This window comes from Pseudomonas canadensis (genome assembly GCF_000503215.1).
Lineage (GTDB): Bacteria > Pseudomonadota > Gammaproteobacteria > Pseudomonadales > Pseudomonadaceae > Aquipseudomonas > Aquipseudomonas canadensis.
Genome location: NZ_AYTD01000017.1, coordinates 724,496 through 740,161, shown reverse-complemented (window position 1 = coordinate 740,161; position 15,666 = coordinate 724,496). Strand labels below are relative to the sequence as shown.

Here is a 15,666-nt window from a genome sequence, read left to right as displayed (position 1 = left end):
ATTAGGACGTCTTTCAAGCGCCGGCAGAAATGTCTGGGAATTCCGTCGTTTAGTGTCGGAAATGTCCTATGGGCACCCTCAAATTTTATCGATAGATGGTCGACCGGACATACCAAGAAATGGTTCTGAACAAGCAGAAGGGAAATATTCGACTAAGGAGGGCATAACAAAAGAGAAATAAGCCCGCCGCAAGTTCAGCAAGCCGTGAGCTTGTGAACCTGCGTCGCAGCTTTTCGCCTGACCCGGCCCTTGCGCAGGCACTCCCTGTGCCCGTAGGTCACGCCGATCCAGATTGATCAGAGCAACCCGACCCCTTGGTCATGCACCGCCCTTGGCGAGCGATGCAAACAGAAAGAAGCGAGAGGCTTCTTTCTATGGACGCAGGCTTCGCAGACGACAGACGCGTCAGACGGAACCTAATACCAATTCGGATCTTTCTTCAGCTGCTCCATGAGCAACTTCTGCATGCCTTCATCCGGCTTACCGATAAAACGGTAATCGGCATGCCGCGTCGGGGATTTGTCCGCCGGAAGACCGGCCGGGACTTCCACCAACATGGCGTAGGCATCTTCCTTGTCGAGGCTGAAGGCAACGATCAGGCGTTTGTTCAGGCACGTGTCAGCGGTTTCGCATAGCGGCCCGACCAAGTACTTGTCGCCATCTTCTTCCACGGCATTCATTTGTTCGGCCGTACCCGACAGGTTCATCACCCATTCCGGCAGCCGTTCTTCTTTCTTCACCACGCCTTGCCAGGTTTCGCGGTATTGCGGGTCCGCACTGAGCAATTCGTTGGCCCGGGATTGGCCGTCATTGGCGGCCATCGCCAAGCCGCTGCCGCCCAGGAGCAGGGCGGCAGCAATAGCTTTAAGAGGCAAAGTCGTCATGTTCAGCCTCGGCCGCGACGACCAAAGAAGAAGGAAGCGATGAACATCACCAGGAAGACCACAAACAGAATTTTTGCGATACCCGTGGCGGTGCCCGCGATACCACCGAAGCCCAGGACTGCAGCCACAATGGCGATGATCAGAAACGTGATTGCCCAACTCAACATGGTGATTCTCCTTACGCTTTTATAGGGGTAACAGCGGTAGTGCCGTGCAGCCGCTCAATACAAGCGGCTGTTGGTGCCTAAAACACCCAACGCTCCTGGGATGGCAGTTCACTCAGGGCAGACTCCTGATCAACCATCCGCAATTGCGGGGCTGTTGCATCGGCAGCAACACTGCCAACGGAACGGAAATGGGTTTGGGTCATGGCCGGACGTTCAAACTGGGGGATCTGCTGCTGACTCTGCTGCCAATGTTGCAACTGCTGGCCGCCAATCAGCGTGACCATCAGGGCCAGGCTGGCAAACAGGCCTTGTTGCAAGCGCAGTGGCGATACACGCAATTGGCTGAGGCTTTGGCGAGTCATGCTGCTGTTCTCCCGCATTTTGATTATTCGTTGGGAGAGGTATTGCAGAGTGCATGCCAGCTTTTTTACAAAATAAAACTCAATAAAATCAATGAGTTGAATATTGACGATTGGGTTGACCCCCAGCATCCTGCACGATGCCCGTCTGGGCGCCGTGCGAAATGCACGATGGCCAGCGGTCGGATCAATGGATAGAACACGGAATGAGTGCTGCCGAAGTGGCAAGACGGCATGAAAACGCCATCAGCCGGGGCTTTGTAGGCAACGATGCAGATAGCTGCACGACGCTGCCTTTTATGGATCAGAATAAACCATGCAACTTGCCCGATTATTCCGGGACTAAACACCATCATTCATAGTTTAAGGAGCGCGGGACAGATGGAATCAGCCAAGGAACTTCAAGGCCGTATTCTTTTAGTGGATGACGAATCCGCGATCCTCCGCACCTTCCGTTATTGCCTGGAAGATGAAGGCTACACCGTAGCCACCGCGAACAGCGCCGCTCAGGCCGATGCCTTGATGCAGCGCCAGGTGTTCGACTTATGCTTCCTCGATCTGCGCCTGGGCGAGGACAATGGCCTGGATGTACTGGCCCAGATGCGCGTTCAGGCGCCGTGGATGCGTGTTGTGATTGTGACCGCCCACTCTGCAGTCGATACCGCCGTTGATGCGATCCAGGCCGGCGCTGCCGATTACCTGGTCAAGCCTTGCAGCCCTGATCAACTGCGCCTCGCCACCGCCAAGCAGTTGGAAGTACGCCAACTCTCCGCACGCCTCGAAGCCCTTGAAGGCGAAGTGCGCCAGCCGAAAGACGGCCTCGATTCCCATAGCCCTGCAATGATGGTGGTACTGGAAACCGCGCGCCAAGTGGCCGGCACCGATGCCAACATTCTGATCCTGGGCGAATCCGGTACCGGTAAAGGCGAACTCGCCCGCGCCATACACGGCTGGAGCAAGCGCTCGAAAAAATCCTGCGTCACCATCAACTGCCCGTCGCTGACCGCAGAACTGATGGAAAGCGAGTTGTTTGGTCATAGCCGCGGTGCGTTTACTGGCGCCAGCGAAAGTACCTTGGGCCGCGTTAACCAAGCGGACGGCGGCACGCTGTTTCTCGATGAGATCGGCGACTTTCCCCTCACATTGCAACCCAAGTTGCTGCGCTTTATTCAGGATAAGGAATACGAGCGGGTGGGCGATCCGGTCACTCGCCGTGCTGACGTGCGTATCCTGGCAGCCACCAACCTGAATCTGGAAGACATGGTCCGCGACGGCCGCTTCCGCGAAGACTTGTTGTACCGCCTCAATGTCATCACCTTGCACTTGCCGCCGCTGCGCGAGCGCAGTGAGGACATCCTGACCCTGGCCGATCGCTTCCTGGCGCGCTTCGTCAAGGAATACGCCCGACCGGCGCGTGGCTTCAGCGATGAAGCGCGCGAAGCACTGCTCAACTACCGCTGGCCGGGCAATATCCGCGAACTGCGCAACGTGGTGGAGCGCGCCAGTATTATCTGCCCGCAAGAGAAGGTGGAAATCACCCACCTGGGCATGGCCGAACAACCCGGAAACAACGCCCCACGCATTGGCGCGGCGCTCAGCCTGGATCAGTTGGAAAAAGCCCATATCGGCGCCGTGCTCGCCACCAGCGACACACTGGACCAGGCCGCCCGCACCTTGGGCATCGACGCATCGACCCTGTACCGCAAACGCAAACAGTACAACCTGTGAGCTGCACCTTATGAAGTTAGCGATGAAGCTGCGTACTCGGTTGTTCCTGAGTATCTCAGCGTTGATCACCGTCGCCCTGTTGGGTTTGATCCTGGGCCTGGTCAGCGTCATGCAAATGGCCAAGACCCAGGAATCCCTGATTCGCAGCAACTTCATCACGCTGGACTTGGGGCTGAAGCTGCGCCAGAGCTTGGGCGATCAACTGATCATGATGCTGGAGGAGCGCCCCGACCCTGAGGCACTGCAAGCCTCCAAGCAACGCTACTTCGACCTGCTGGACCAGGGCATCGCCCATGAGCAGCGCGACGATCGCGGGACTGGGTTCAGTAAGGCCCGAGGCCAGTATCAGGATCTGCTGGACGCCTTTGACGAATCCCAGCAACCGACGCCTCCTCCAGGCTCCAAGGAAAAGCTCACCGAAACCTTCAATAAGTTGCGCAACGGCCTGATCAACGAACACAAGCAGGCGTTGGAGAACATCAGCAACAGCGAGCACAAATCACGTGAGCGCGCGTTGCTGATCGCCGGCTTGCTGGGCTTGGTGGGGCTTGCAGTGCTGATCATCGGGTTTGTGACCGCCCATGGCATTGCCCGGCGCTTCGGCGGGCCGATCGAAGCTCTGGCCAAAGCCGCCGACAAGATCGGCCAGGGCGATTTCGAGGTCACGCTGCCGATCTCATCCGCAGCAGAAATGAACCAGCTGACACGCCGCTTCGGCATCATGGCCGAAGCATTGCGCCAGCATCAGGCAACCAATGTCGATGAGTTGCTGGCCGGCCAACAACGTCTGCAAGCTGTACTCGACAGCATCGACGATGGCCTGCTGATGATTGACCGCCAAGGCCGTCTGGAACACCTCAACCCCGTGGCCCAGCGTCAATTGGGCTGGGACGAGGAACGCCTCGGTCAAGGTCTTGGCGAAGCACTGGCACGCCCCGAGCTGGATGAGCAACTGCAACTGGTACTGCGCGGCGGCAACCTGGAGCGGGCGCCGGACGATTTGGAAGTGGAAGTGGAAGGCGAACTGCGCCTGCTGACGTACAGCTTGACCCCGGTGAGCCATACCCAGGGGCATATCCTCGGCGCAGTGATGGTGCTGCACGATGTCACCGAACAACGCGCCTTCGAACGGGTACGCAGCGAGTTCGTATTACGCGCCTCCCATGAGCTGCGTACGCCGGTGACCGGCATGCACATGGCATTCGGGCTGTTTCGCGAGCGTGCGAAGTTCCCGGCCGAGTCCCGTGAAGCGGACTTGCTGGATACGGTCAATGAAGAAATGCAGCGCCTGATGCAGTTGATCAATGACCTGCTGAATTTCTCGCGCTACCAGAACGGTCTGCAGAAGCTAACGCTGGGGCCGTGCGATGTGACTGACCTGCTGGAGCACGCCCGTGCACGCTTCGTAGAGCCGGCCAATGCTCAGAACATCGAATTGCTGGTGGAAGCTCAATCCGACCTGCCTCGGTTGTATGCAGACCAGGCACAGCTTGAGCGGGTGTTGGACAACCTACTGGGCAACGCCCTGCGCCACACGGCGGCGGGTGGGCAGATTCGCCTGCAGGCGCGCCGTCATGGTGAGCGAGTGATTGTCAGCGTCGAGGACAACGGCGAAGGCATCGCTTATGGGCAGCAGGGACGGATCTTCGAACCCTTTGTCCAAGTGGGCCGCAAGAAAGGCGGCGCCGGCCTGGGCCTGGCGCTTTGCAAGGAAATCGTGCAACTGCACGGCGGCCGCATGGGCGTGTATTCGCGGCCGGGGCAGGGCACTCAGTTTTATATGGCGTTGCCGCTTTAGGTTCGATTCAACGCGCGCAGGATTGCGGCACTCTCCGCATCCGGTGTGCCGTCAAACAGCGACGGCCGGAAATGCATCTGGAACGCCGCAATGACATGGCGCGTGGCGACATCCAACTCCCCTGTCTGAGGCGTCTGGTAACCCAGACGGGCCAATTCTTCCTGGAACCAGGTAATGCTCGGTAGCTCTGCCGCGTATTGCATCTGGAACCGCGCAACAGCCTGGGCATTCGGCCACACGCCCAACCCTTCATCGGCCAGGCGTTTCCAAGGGAACAATGGGCCCGGGTCCAGCTTGCGCAACGGTGCGATGTCACTGTGGCCAATGATGTTCTTGGGGTCGATGCCGTTGCGCTTGCTGATGTCCTTGAGCAATACCACCAGGGATTTAACCTGCGCTTCGGAGTACGGGTACCACAAGCGACCGGTCGGGGTGTCCTTGTAGCCAGGGTTCACGATCTCGATACCGATGGAGCTGGAGTTGAGCCAGGTGCGGCCCATCCATTCGCTTTCGCCGGCATGCCAGGCGCGCTGGCTTTCATCCACCAGCTTGTAGATGGTGCCGGAGGCGTCGTCGCCGATCAGGTAATGGCTGCTGACCTGGCCGTGCGTAAGCAATGCCAGGGAGCGTTCAAGGTTGGTGGAGGTGTAGTGGACAATCACGAACTGCACGCGGTTGTCGTGGTTCACCGAAGGATGGCTGGTGTCCAGGCGCGGGCCGCTGGCACAACCTGCGAGCAGAAGAAATACAAAGGCGAAGTACAAAGATTTCATGGCGGAAGACATTACACTGAAGACGATAATGCAACAGTGTAACGTACCCTTTGTGACCCCACCGTCAAATTACAAAATGGAACATCTTTTAGGCGGCCTGCACCTGATTCCGTCCCGCCGCCTTGGCCCGGTACAGCGCCTCATCGGCACGTTTGAGCGCCAGGTCACTGCGCTCTCCCGGCTGGAACTGCGCTACCCCCATTGAAACGGTGATAGTCACCGGTTCGCCCTTGAAGTGAAATGGGCACGCTTGAATCGCTGCGCGCAACACTTCGCCCGCCGCCAGCGCATCCGACAGAGATGAGTTTGGCATCAGCAACACAAACTCTTCCCCGCCAAAACGCGCGATAAAGTCGCTCGGACGCAGGCGCTTGCGCAGCACGTTGGCGATGATCTTCAGTACCTTATCGCCGGCCAAATGGCCGTAACCATCGTTGATACGCTTGAAATGATCCAGGTCCAGCATCGCCAGCGACAGGTTGTTGCCGCGCTGATGCCAGGTGTTGACCTCCTGATCCAGGCGTTCACTCCAGGCCGCGCGGTTGGGCAGCCCGGTGAGCGGATCGATCAGGGCCTTCTGGCGCTGCACCTCCAGGTGCTCGCGGTAGCCCTGGGCTTCCTGCTCCATATTGGCAACACGCTCGGCCAAGCCTTTCAGACGCGCTGCCGTTTCCTGCTCGCGCTGGTCACGCTGCTGCTGGTGCTCATCCATTGTGCCCAGCAGGCCTTCGAGGTGGCTTTCCAGCACGTGCTTGAGGCTGTCCAGGTCGGCAGCTTCCTGCACGCTGCTTTGCAGGCCATCGACCTGTTCGCGGATCTGCGTGTCCAGCTCGCGGGCGGCAGAACGGCTGTCGGCGTGTCCGTCGCTGGCGACCTGCAAGTGCCCCTGAAAGGCTTCAAGCCGCTCGTTGAGCTGCTTGAGATATGCCTCGAACTCATGCTGACCACTGTCGGTGATCGCCAGCATCAATACGGCCAGGTCGTCGAGGATCGGCAGCAGTTCGTACCAGTTCAGACCGTGGGCCAGGCGCTCGCGCATGGCTTCGGCCTGGGGACGGTGGCGCTCGGGCAGCGAGAGTTCCTCCAGCAAGCCGAGCAGGGTGTCCTCGATGTGCTTGGCCACGGAGCTGTAGGACGGTTCCGGCGAGTCGGGCAAGGCATAGGCGCCATCCGCTTGCAGCTCGTCGGGATCTGGCTCTTCGACCTCCAGCACCGGAGGCAGCGACAGACTACCGATGACGGTCTCATCCGGCGCTTCGACCTGAACCTCAGGCATTTCGATGAAGGCGGCGAGCGCGCTTTCCGGCGCAGGCTCTTCGACTTGAGCCTCGGGCTCGACCCGCGCTACTGGCGTTTCAATAGGTGCGGCTTGAGGCGGGGCCTCGTAGACGAAGGTTTCGCTGGAGGGCTCGGCCAGCTTGGCGGGCGCTACGGGCTCACTGACAGGGGCAAGCGTTTCTTGAGGCTGCGGCGCAAAGGCGCGCAACGCTTGCGTCAGTTCCTCGGATTGCTCGGGCGGCTGTGGCTCGGCATCCGCAGGCTTGGCTACCGCAGGCTGCGGGGCCGGGCGGGGCGTCGGTTCATTTTCCACCGCCTCGTTCACGACTTCTTTGGAGCCAAACAAGCGCTGCAAAAGCCCTGGCCCCGGACGCGGGGTTTCGCCGTCCGGCTCCAGGTTGTTCAACGCCTGGCCTTGCAGGCCACTCAATTCGCTGAGCAGCAAGGGAATCTCGCGCGCCTGGCTGACTCGGCCGTCTAGCTGCTTGGCGAACGTCTTCAGCGGACGGGCCACTTCACGCGGTAGCGGCAGCTTTTGCAGTTGCGTGACCAGGGACGTCAGCGCCGTGCTGATCTGGTCCACCCGGGTTTCACGGCGCTGTTCCGAATCCAGCACGGCCTTTTCCAGGCGCGGCAGCAAGGCGGCAAGGGCGGCGTCCATATCATCGGTGCGGACAACGTCGCGCATTTCTTTCATGCATTGATCGACCGCGCGGTCGGTGCCCTCAGCGGCCAGGGTGCTGCGCACCAGCCCACGGCGCAGCAGGTCGAGGCGGGCCGCCCAACGGCGTTCGAGCTTTTCTTGTTGCTCGATGCTTTTAAGGTATTTTTCTTTCCAGCGCTGGGCGTCGTCGCTCATGCAAGAGGTCCGCGAGGGCCGGAACTCAACGCGGGCAACGCATCAGCCGTGAGCGACCCCGGCAGACGAATCTCTACCGCGACCGGCAGGTGATCGGAGATGGGCTGCGCCAGCACCTGCACACTTTCAAGTGTGAGGGTAGGACTGAGCAGGATATGGTCAAGACAGCGTTGCGGGCGCCAGCTGGGGAACGTGGCTTCGGCTTGTGGCGCCAGTAGCCCGAGGTCGCGCAACGGAGAATTCTGCAACAGATCGCTGGCGTGGGTGTTCATGTCCCCCATCAGCACCTGATGTTTGTAATTGCCGATCAGCTCTCGGATGTAGGCCAGTTGCAGGGTGCGGGTGCGGGCACCCAGCGCCAGGTGCATCATCACCACCACCAAGGCTTCCGGGCCTTCGCCAAACCGTACGAGGATCGCGCCCCGGCCCTTGGGGCCTGGCAGCGGGTGATCTTCGATGGCGGAGGGTTTCAAGCGGCTGAGCACGCCATTGCTGTGCTGCGCCAGGCGCCCGAGGTTGCGATTGAGTTGCTGGTACCAGTAGGGAAAGGCACCCAGCTGGGCCAGGTGTTCGACCTGGTTGATGTAACCGGAGCGCATGCTGCCGCCGTCGGCTTCCTGCAGGGCAACCAGATCGAAGTCGCTCAACAGGTTGCCGATCTTCTGCAGGTTGCCAGCTCGACCGTTGTGGGGCAGCAGGTGCTGCCAGCCACGGGTGAGGTAATGCCGGTACTTCTCGGTACTGATACCCACCTGGATATTGAAGCTCAGCAGACGCAGGCGGCTGTCTGCCGGCAGGCCTGTGGATTCCAGGTGATGTTCGTTGACCTGCGGGTCATGCAGGCCAACCACACGTTCGGTACCCCAGCGACGCATGACAGGCCCCTTACTTGGCTGCGCGCTCTTTGGCGATCAGCTGGTCGGCAACATTGAGGGTCTGCTCAGGACCACCGGAGGTGCCCAGGTCGAAACGGTATTTGCCGTTGACGATCATGGTCGGAACGCCTTGCACGCCGTACTTCTGCGCCAGCTCTTTGGCCTGTTTGATCTGGCCCTGGATGGCGAAGGAGTTGAAGGTGGCCAGGAACTTGTCCTTGTCGACACCTTGGGTGGCCACGAAGTCAGCCATTTCGTCTGGCTTGGTCAGGCGCTTGCCCTGTTTCTGGATCGCATCGAATACTGCGTTGTGGACCTTGTGCTCCACACCCATGGCTTCCAGGGTCAGGAACAGCTGGCCGTGGGCATCCCATGGGCCGCCGAACATGGCGGGGATACGTCTGAAGTTGACGTCCTTAGGCAGTTTCTCAACCCATGGGTTGATGGTCGGCTCAAAGGCGTAGCAATGCGGGCAGCCGTACCAGAACAGCTCCACTACTTCGATCTTGCCGGGCTCCGAAACCGGAACCGGGTTAGCCAATTCAACATAGGTTTTACCGGCTTCAAGCGGCACGTCGGCAGCTTGTGCGGTCATGCCGAAGAGGCTGGCAGTGACGAGAGCGGCGCTGAGGATCAGATTACGCATGCTTTACTCCTGGACAAATAAAGTCGCCTCACGCGACCTTTGTTGTGACAGGTCTACGCGGGCATGAGTTCGTTAGTGTAACGGTAGCGGCCACAAAAAAGGGCAGCCTAAGCCACCCTTTTTATGCTTGCATCGATGGATTAATCGAGCGTTAACGTAGTGTGCATCTCAGTGCAGGCCCTGGATGTAGCTGGAGACCGCCGCGATGTCTTCATCACTCAGCTTGCGAGCAATGGTGCGCATGATTGCCGCGTCGCCATCGTTGGCACGCCCGGCCTCTTCCTTGCGGAAATCGGTCAACTGCTTGGCGATATAGGTGGCGTGCTGGCCGCTCAGGTGCGGGAAGCCGGCGGCGGCGATGCCCGCGCCATTGGGCGAGTGGCAACCGGTGCAGGCAGGCAGGCCTTTTTCCAGGTCACCGCCACGGAACAGTTTCTCGCCACGGGCGACCAATTTCGGATCAGCAGCTCCCACGCTGCCCTTCTGGCTGGCAAAATACGCCGCGATGTCTGCCAGGTCCTGATCGCTGAGGTTGGTCAACAAGCCGGTCATTTCCAGGACCGTGCGCTTGCCGGACTTGATATCCTGCATCTGCTTGGTCAGGTAACGTTCGCCCTGGCCGGCCAGTTTGGGGAAGTTCGGCGCCGGGCTGTTACCATCCGGTCCATGGCAAGCACCACATACGGCGGCTTTCGCCTGGCCCGCTGTAGCGTCGCCTGCAGCATGGGCAACACCGGTGATGCCCAAGGTCAACAGCAGACTCACGATCAGTTTGTTCATCAGCTAATCCAACTACGGCTAAGGGGTTTAAGAGTTATCTACCGGGTTTACTCACCATCAATTGAATGACGGCCTGGTAATCCTCAGTACTGCAGTCCATGCACAAACCACGCGGCGGCATTGCCTTGAAACCCTGGGTCACGTGCTGCACCAGCGTGTCCACGCACACTCGGTTGTACACCGCTTCCGGATCCTGTGTAGCCTGAGCGCCGTAAAGCGGGACCAGGACACCGATAGCGAGCAACCACTTGGTCATACGTCGACCATTTCAGGGTTTGAGAGCGTTTTGCGTTCTAATGCGCAATAAAGGTCTATCGCTCCCGTGAACTTCATCCTTCGCTGGGACAAAGCACACACAAAATCTGCGGCATTATATACTGGCGCTACTGAAACGGAAACGACACCGCTTGCCGCACCCTTTTTCGGCACCGCCCACATCGGAAATCTCATGCAACTCAAGAATCCCATCCTCGGTCTGTGCCAACAGTCCACGTTCATGCTCAGCGCCGCCAAAGTTGACCAATGCCCCGATGACGAAGGCTTTGAAGTCGCCTTTGCCGGCCGCTCCAACGCTGGCAAGTCCAGCGCGCTGAACACCCTGACCCACGCCAGCCTGGCACGCACCTCGAAAACCCCGGGCCGCACGCAACTCCTCAATTTCTTCAAGCTAGACGATGATCGGCGTCTGGTCGACCTGCCGGGCTACGGATACGCAAAAGTACCTATCCCGTTGAAGCTGCACTGGCAGCGTCACCTAGAGGCTTACCTGGGTGGCCGCGAGAGTTTGAAGGGTTTGATTCTGATGATGGACATCCGCCATCCGATGACCGACTTCGACCTGTTGATGCTCGACTGGGCCGTCGCCAGCGGCATGCCAATGCACATCCTGCTGACCAAGGCCGACAAGCTGACCTACGGCGCAGCCAAGAACACCCTGCTCAAAGTGCAGTCCGACATCCGCAAAGGTTGGGGTGATGCGATCACTATCCAGCTGTTCTCGGCGCCCAAACGCATGGGCCTGGAAGAGGCTTACACGGTGCTGGCAGGCTGGATGGAATTGGCAGACAAGGGCGCAGAACTGGCCGAGTAACTTTTCTGCAGGCAAAAAAAACCCCGGACTTCTTATGGGGAGGGGAAGTTCGGGGTTCAAGTTCCGGACCGCTAGGGCGGGGTCCAGATATCTGCCAACACTTAACACAACATAGGAGCATTGAAGGGCTTCACCACCCATTCAGTAACTCTGAGTAGCAGTTCACGGGTTAAGTTCCGGCAGGTTCGAAAAACTATTTGAAATAACCGACGGCGATTTCCGGACTAAAGCACTCTGCCAGCACGCAAGGTGATGGCAGAGTCCCAGACTCAGTGCGCTTCGTCCCAGTTGTTGCCCACGCCCACTTCCACCAGCAGCGGTACATCCAACTGCGCGGCAGCGCTCATATGCTCGCGAATCTTCTCGCTGACCTGCGCTACCAGATCCTCACGCACCTCCAGCACCAGTTCATCGTGCACCTGCAGGATCACCTTGGCATCCAAGCCTGAGTCGGTCAGCCAATTGTCCACCCGCACCATGGCTTTCTTGATGATGTCCGCCGCTGTGCCCTGCATCGGCGCATTGATCGCGGTACGTTCTGCCGCTGCGCGCTCTTGGGGCTTATTCGAGTTGATGTCCGGCAAGTACAGGCGGCGGCCGAAGAACGTCTCGACATAACCCTGATCAGCCGCCTGGGCGCGGGTGCGCTCCATGTACTCGCGAACCCCGGGATAACGGGCGAAATACACATCGATATACGCCTTGGCCGTCTTGGTATCGACGCCAATGTCCTTGCCCAGCTTCTGCGCACCCATGCCATAGATCAGGCCGAAGTTGATCGCCTTGGCGCTGCGGCGTTGATCCGAAGTGACCTCGCCCAGTTCAACCTTGAACACTTCTGCCGCCGTGGCGGTGTGCACGTCCAGGTTGTCGCGGAAGGCGTTCATCAGGCCTTCGTCCTTGGACAGGTGCGCCATGATCCGCAGTTCGATCTGCGAGTAGTCCGCCGCCAACATTTTGTAGCCCTTGGGCGCGACGAACGCCTGGCGGATCCGCCGCCCTTCGGCGGTACGCACCGGGATGTTCTGCAGGTTCGGATCACTGGAGGACAACCGCCCGGTCGCCGCCACCGCCTGGTGATAGGACGTGTGGATGCGCCCGGTGCGCGGGTTGATCTGCTCCGGCAGGCGATCGGTGTAGGTACTTTTCAGCTTGCTCATGCTGCGGTACTGCATCAGCACCTTGGGCAGCGGGTAGTCATCTTCGGCCAGCTTGGCCAGCACTTCTTCAGCCGTGGATGCTTGGCCCTTGCCGGTTTTTTTCAGTACCGGCAGGCCGAGTTTCTCGTAAAGGATCGCGCCGAGCTGTTTGGGCGAGCCCAGGTTGAACTCCTCGCCAGCGATCTCGAACGCCTGGCGCTCCAGTTCGACCATCTTGTTGCCCAACTCGATGCTCTGGATGCCCAGCAAATCCTTGTCGACCAGCGCGCCTTGGCGCTCGATACGGGCCAGCACCGGCACCAACGGGATTTCGATATCCGTGAGCACACTCGCCAGGCTTGGGATGGCGGCCAGTTGCGCAAACAACGCCTGATGCAGGCGCAAGGTGATATCGGCGTCTTCTGCCGCATACGGGCCAGCCTGCTCCAGCGCGATCTGGTCGAACGTCAGCTGCTTGGCGCCTTTGCCGGCGATGTCCTGGAAAGCGACAGTGTCGTAGTCCAAGTACTTCTTGGCCAGGCTGTCCATGTCGTGGCGGGTGGCCGTGGAATTGAGCACATAGGATTCGAGCATGGTGTCGAAGGCGATGCCGCGTACGGTTATGCCGTGCGCCGGGTCGCCACCGATGGCGCAGTTGGCCAGGATGTTCATGTCGAACTTGGCATGCTGGCCGACCTTGAGCTTGGTCGGGTCTTCCAGCAGCGGCTTGAGGGCCAGCAGTACGGTGTCGCGATCCAACTGCTCCGGCGCGCCAATGTAGGAATGGGTCAGCGGGATATAGGCCGCTTCGTGGGGCTGGACGGCGAAGGACACGCCGACCAACTGCGCCTGTTGGGCGTCGATACCGGTGGTTTCGGTGTCGAAAGCGAACAACTTCGCGTCGTTGAGCTTTTTCAGCCAGACATCGAAGGTCGCCTGGTCGAGGATAGTGGTGTAGCTCGCCTCTGTCGGCGCCACTGCCTCAACGACTTCCTCAGCAACAGGTGCCGCCTTGAGCTCCACACGCTTGGCGTCGCGCTGGATTTCATCAAACCAGCTCTTGAACTCCAGCAGCGTATACAGCTCCAGCAGCTTCTCGCGATCCGGCTCGATCAGGTGCAAGTCATCCAGGCCCACATCCAGCGGCACATCACACTTGATCGTCGCCAACTGGTAGGAAAGAAACGCACTCTCGCGATGTTCTTCCAGCTTGGCCGGCAGCGTCTTGGCGCCACGGATAGGCAGGGTCGGCACGATATCCAGCTGTTCATAAAGCTCTTTGATGCCACCGTTCACACCGACGAGCAAGCCGGAAGCAGTCTTGGGACCAATGCCCGGAACGCCTGGAATGTTGTCGGACGAATCCCCCATCAGCGCCAGGTAGTCGATGATCTGCTCCGGAGCGACGCCGAATTTCTCCTTTACGCCGTCGATATCCATCGAACTACCGGTCATGGTGTTGACCAAGGTAATGTGCCCGTCGACCAACTGCGCCATGTCCTTGTCACCGGTCGAGATCACCACCGGGCGGTTGGCAGCCGCGCTGCTGCGCGCCAGGGTGCCAATCACGTCATCGGCTTCGACGCCTTCGACGCAGAGCAACGGGAAACCCAGGGCGATCACGCTCTGGTGCAGGGGCTCGATCTGCAGGCGCATGTCATCGGGCATGCTCGGGCGGTTGGCCTTGTATTCGGCGTACATGTCATCGCGAAAGGTCCCACCCTTTGCGTCAAAAACCACCGCGAACGGGCTGCCCGGATACTGCTTGCGCAGGCTCTTGAGCATGTTCAACACGCCCTTGACCGCACCGGTGGGCAGGCCTTTGGAGGTGGTCAGCGGTGGCAACGCGTGGAACGCGCGGTACAAATAAGAAGAACCGTCCACCAGGACGAGGGGTGCTTGGCTCATGAGCAGAATCAACCTTTTCGGCGGGTCAGGCGCTAGAATAGCCGGACCAATGACGACAAAGGGACAAGGTTATCATGCGTACATTCAATCGCCTGCTGTTGACCGGCTTGATTGCACTCGCTCCGATGGCTGCCATGGCGGCAGACGATGCGCCTGGAGGCGATCCGGAAGTGACCATTCGCACGGAAGGCGACAAGACCATCCAGGAGTACCGTCAGAACGGTTTCCTGTATGCGATCAAGGTAACGCCGAAGGGCGCGCCTCCGTATTTCCTGGTGCGCGCGGATGGAACCGATGCGAACTTCATCCGCTCTGACCAGCCGGATATGCTGATCCCGTCATGGAAGATTTTCGAATGGAAATGATTTCTTAACTTAAATTGGCGCCGCGCACTGCGGCGCCCGTACTGGCAGTTTTAACCATGTCTGTGTTCACCCCCCTGGCTCGGCCCGAGCTGGAAACCTTTCTCGCCCCTTACGGCCTCGGCCGCCTGATCGACTTCCAGGGGATTGCCGCCGGTAGTGAAAACACCAATTTCTTTATCAGCCTGGAGCAGGGCGAGTTCGTCCTGACCCTGGTTGAACGCGGTCCGGTCGCGGAAATGCCGTTCTTCATTGAACTGCTCGACGTGCTCCACGACGCCGACCTGCCCGTGCCCTACGCCCTGCGCACCACCGACGGCGTGGCCTTGCGCGAGCTGAAAGGCAAGCCGGCACTGCTGCAACCGCGCCTGGCCGGCAAGCACATCAAGGATGCCAACGCCCAGCACTGCGCCCAGGTGGGTGACCTGCTGGGTCATCTGCACCTGGCAACACAGGGCGAGAAGGTGCTGGAGCGTAAAACCGATCGGGGCCTGGACTGGATGCTCAGCGAAGGCGCGCAGTTGATTTCGCACTTGGACGACGCACAACAGCGTCTGCTGCAGGATGCGCTGAGTGAGATCGAAGCCCACAAGGCCCAGATCCTCGCCCTGCCGCGCGCCAACGTCCACGCCGACCTGTTCCGTGACAACGCGATGTTCGAAGGCACGCACCTTACAGGCTTGATCGACTTCTACAACGCCTGCTCTGGGCCAATGCTCTATGACGTGGCGATCGCCTTGAATGACTGGTGCTCGGACGCCGATGGCGTGATTGATGGGCAACGCGCACGGGCATTGCTGGGAGCCTATGCGGGCCTGCGACCGTTTACCGCCAAGGAAGCCGAGTTGTGGCCGACGATGCTGCGCGTGGCCTGTGTGCGGTTTTGGTTGTCACGCCTGATCGCGGCGGAGTCGTTTGCCGGGCAGGACGTGTTGATCCATGACCCGGCGGAGTTCGAGCATCGGCTGGTGCAGCGTCAGCACGTGACTGTGCAACTGCCCTTCGCACTCTAACCTTTGT

At 59.7% G+C, this 15,666-nt stretch carries 15 protein-coding genes; 5 read left to right on the top strand and 10 right to left on the bottom strand.

Annotated elements, in window-relative coordinates; translation table 11 throughout:
* Positions 1 to 416: 416 nt before the first annotated feature.
* The 3 genes from U367_RS0122185 to U367_RS0122175 form a co-directional block, all read right to left on the bottom strand.
* Positions 417 to 884, bottom strand: a complete 468-nt coding sequence (locus U367_RS0122185; protein WP_028618659.1) for an inhibitor of vertebrate lysozyme family protein — start codon at positions 882 to 884, stop codon at positions 417 to 419.
* A gap of 2 nt (positions 885 to 886) precedes the next feature.
* Positions 887 to 1,051, bottom strand: a complete 165-nt coding sequence (locus tag U367_RS1000000131110; RefSeq protein ID WP_003170804.1) for a DUF1328 domain-containing protein — start codon at positions 1,049 to 1,051, stop codon at positions 887 to 889.
* Positions 1,052 to 1,128: 77 nt separating this feature from the next.
* Positions 1,129 to 1,413: a hypothetical protein gene (locus U367_RS0122175; RefSeq protein WP_028618658.1), complete on the bottom strand. Its 285-nt coding sequence runs from the start codon at positions 1,411 to 1,413 to the stop codon at positions 1,129 to 1,131.
* 378 nt (positions 1,414 to 1,791) lie between these two features.
* On the opposite strand from U367_RS0122175, the gene algB reads away from it, so the two are divergent.
* On the top strand, positions 1,792 to 3,138 hold the full coding sequence (algB, locus tag U367_RS0122170) for a sigma-54-dependent response regulator transcription factor AlgB (protein ID WP_028618657.1): 1,347 nt from the start codon (positions 1,792 to 1,794) through the stop codon (positions 3,136 to 3,138).
* A gap of 10 nt (positions 3,139 to 3,148) precedes the next feature.
* Positions 3,149 to 4,936 (top strand): KinB sensor domain-containing domain, encoded by a 1,788-nt coding sequence (locus tag U367_RS0122165; protein WP_028618656.1) that lies wholly within the window; start codon positions 3,149 to 3,151, stop codon positions 4,934 to 4,936.
* Here the strand turns inward: U367_RS0122165 and U367_RS0122160 are convergent.
* From U367_RS0122160 to U367_RS0122135, 6 genes are all read right to left on the bottom strand, one after another.
* Positions 4,933 to 5,709 carry an N-acetylmuramoyl-L-alanine amidase gene (locus U367_RS0122160; RefSeq protein ID WP_028618655.1) on the bottom strand — a complete coding sequence of 259 codons (777 nt, stop codon included), beginning with the start codon at positions 5,707 to 5,709 and terminating at the stop codon, positions 4,933 to 4,935. The two genes, U367_RS0122165 and U367_RS0122160, sit on opposite strands and share 4 nt — an antisense overlap.
* Positions 5,710 to 5,797: 88 nt before the next feature.
* Positions 5,798 to 7,846, bottom strand: a complete 2,049-nt coding sequence (locus U367_RS0122155) for a diguanylate cyclase (protein WP_028618654.1) — start codon at positions 7,844 to 7,846, stop codon at positions 5,798 to 5,800.
* On the bottom strand, positions 7,843 to 8,721 hold the full coding sequence (locus U367_RS0122150; RefSeq protein WP_028618653.1) for an endonuclease/exonuclease/phosphatase family protein: 879 nt from the start codon (positions 8,719 to 8,721) through the stop codon (positions 7,843 to 7,845). Before U367_RS0122150 ends, U367_RS0122155 begins: the two co-directional genes overlap by 4 nt.
* A 10-nt stretch (positions 8,722 to 8,731) precedes the next feature.
* Positions 8,732 to 9,367: a thiol:disulfide interchange protein DsbA gene (dsbA, locus tag U367_RS0122145; protein WP_010207835.1), complete on the bottom strand. Its 636-nt coding sequence runs from the start codon at positions 9,365 to 9,367 to the stop codon at positions 8,732 to 8,734.
* Positions 9,368 to 9,535: 168 nt separating this feature from the next.
* A complete protein-coding gene (locus U367_RS0122140; protein WP_016978792.1) occupies positions 9,536 to 10,147 on the bottom strand; it encodes a c-type cytochrome in 612 nt (203 codons plus the stop codon).
* Positions 10,148 to 10,181: 34 nt separating this feature from the next.
* The gene (locus U367_RS0122135; RefSeq protein WP_016978791.1) at positions 10,182 to 10,403 is read right to left on the bottom strand and encodes a c-type cytochrome; all 222 of its coding nucleotides are present in this window, start codon (positions 10,401 to 10,403) and stop codon (positions 10,182 to 10,184) included.
* 192 nt (positions 10,404 to 10,595) lie between these two features.
* Between U367_RS0122135 and yihA the strand changes: the two genes are divergently transcribed.
* The gene (gene yihA / locus U367_RS0122130; RefSeq protein ID WP_028618652.1) at positions 10,596 to 11,237 is read left to right on the top strand and encodes a ribosome biogenesis GTP-binding protein YihA/YsxC; all 642 of its coding nucleotides are present in this window, start codon (positions 10,596 to 10,598) and stop codon (positions 11,235 to 11,237) included.
* A gap of 269 nt (positions 11,238 to 11,506) precedes the next feature.
* Here the strand turns inward: yihA and polA are convergent, their stop codons facing one another.
* A complete protein-coding gene (gene polA, locus U367_RS0122125) occupies positions 11,507 to 14,284 on the bottom strand; it encodes a DNA polymerase I (RefSeq protein ID WP_028618651.1) in 2,778 nt (925 codons plus the stop codon).
* Between the two features lie 74 nt (positions 14,285 to 14,358).
* Here polA and U367_RS0122120 point away from each other — a divergent pair, with 74 nt between their 5' ends.
* The gene (locus tag U367_RS0122120; protein WP_012721523.1) at positions 14,359 to 14,649 is read left to right on the top strand and encodes a DUF2782 domain-containing protein; all 291 of its coding nucleotides are present in this window, start codon (positions 14,359 to 14,361) and stop codon (positions 14,647 to 14,649) included.
* Between the two features lie 56 nt (positions 14,650 to 14,705).
* Positions 14,706 to 15,659 carry a homoserine kinase gene (locus U367_RS0122115; RefSeq protein WP_028618650.1) on the top strand — a complete coding sequence of 318 codons (954 nt, stop codon included), beginning with the start codon at positions 14,706 to 14,708 and terminating at the stop codon, positions 15,657 to 15,659.
* The last annotated feature ends 7 nt before the right edge of the window (positions 15,660 to 15,666 follow it).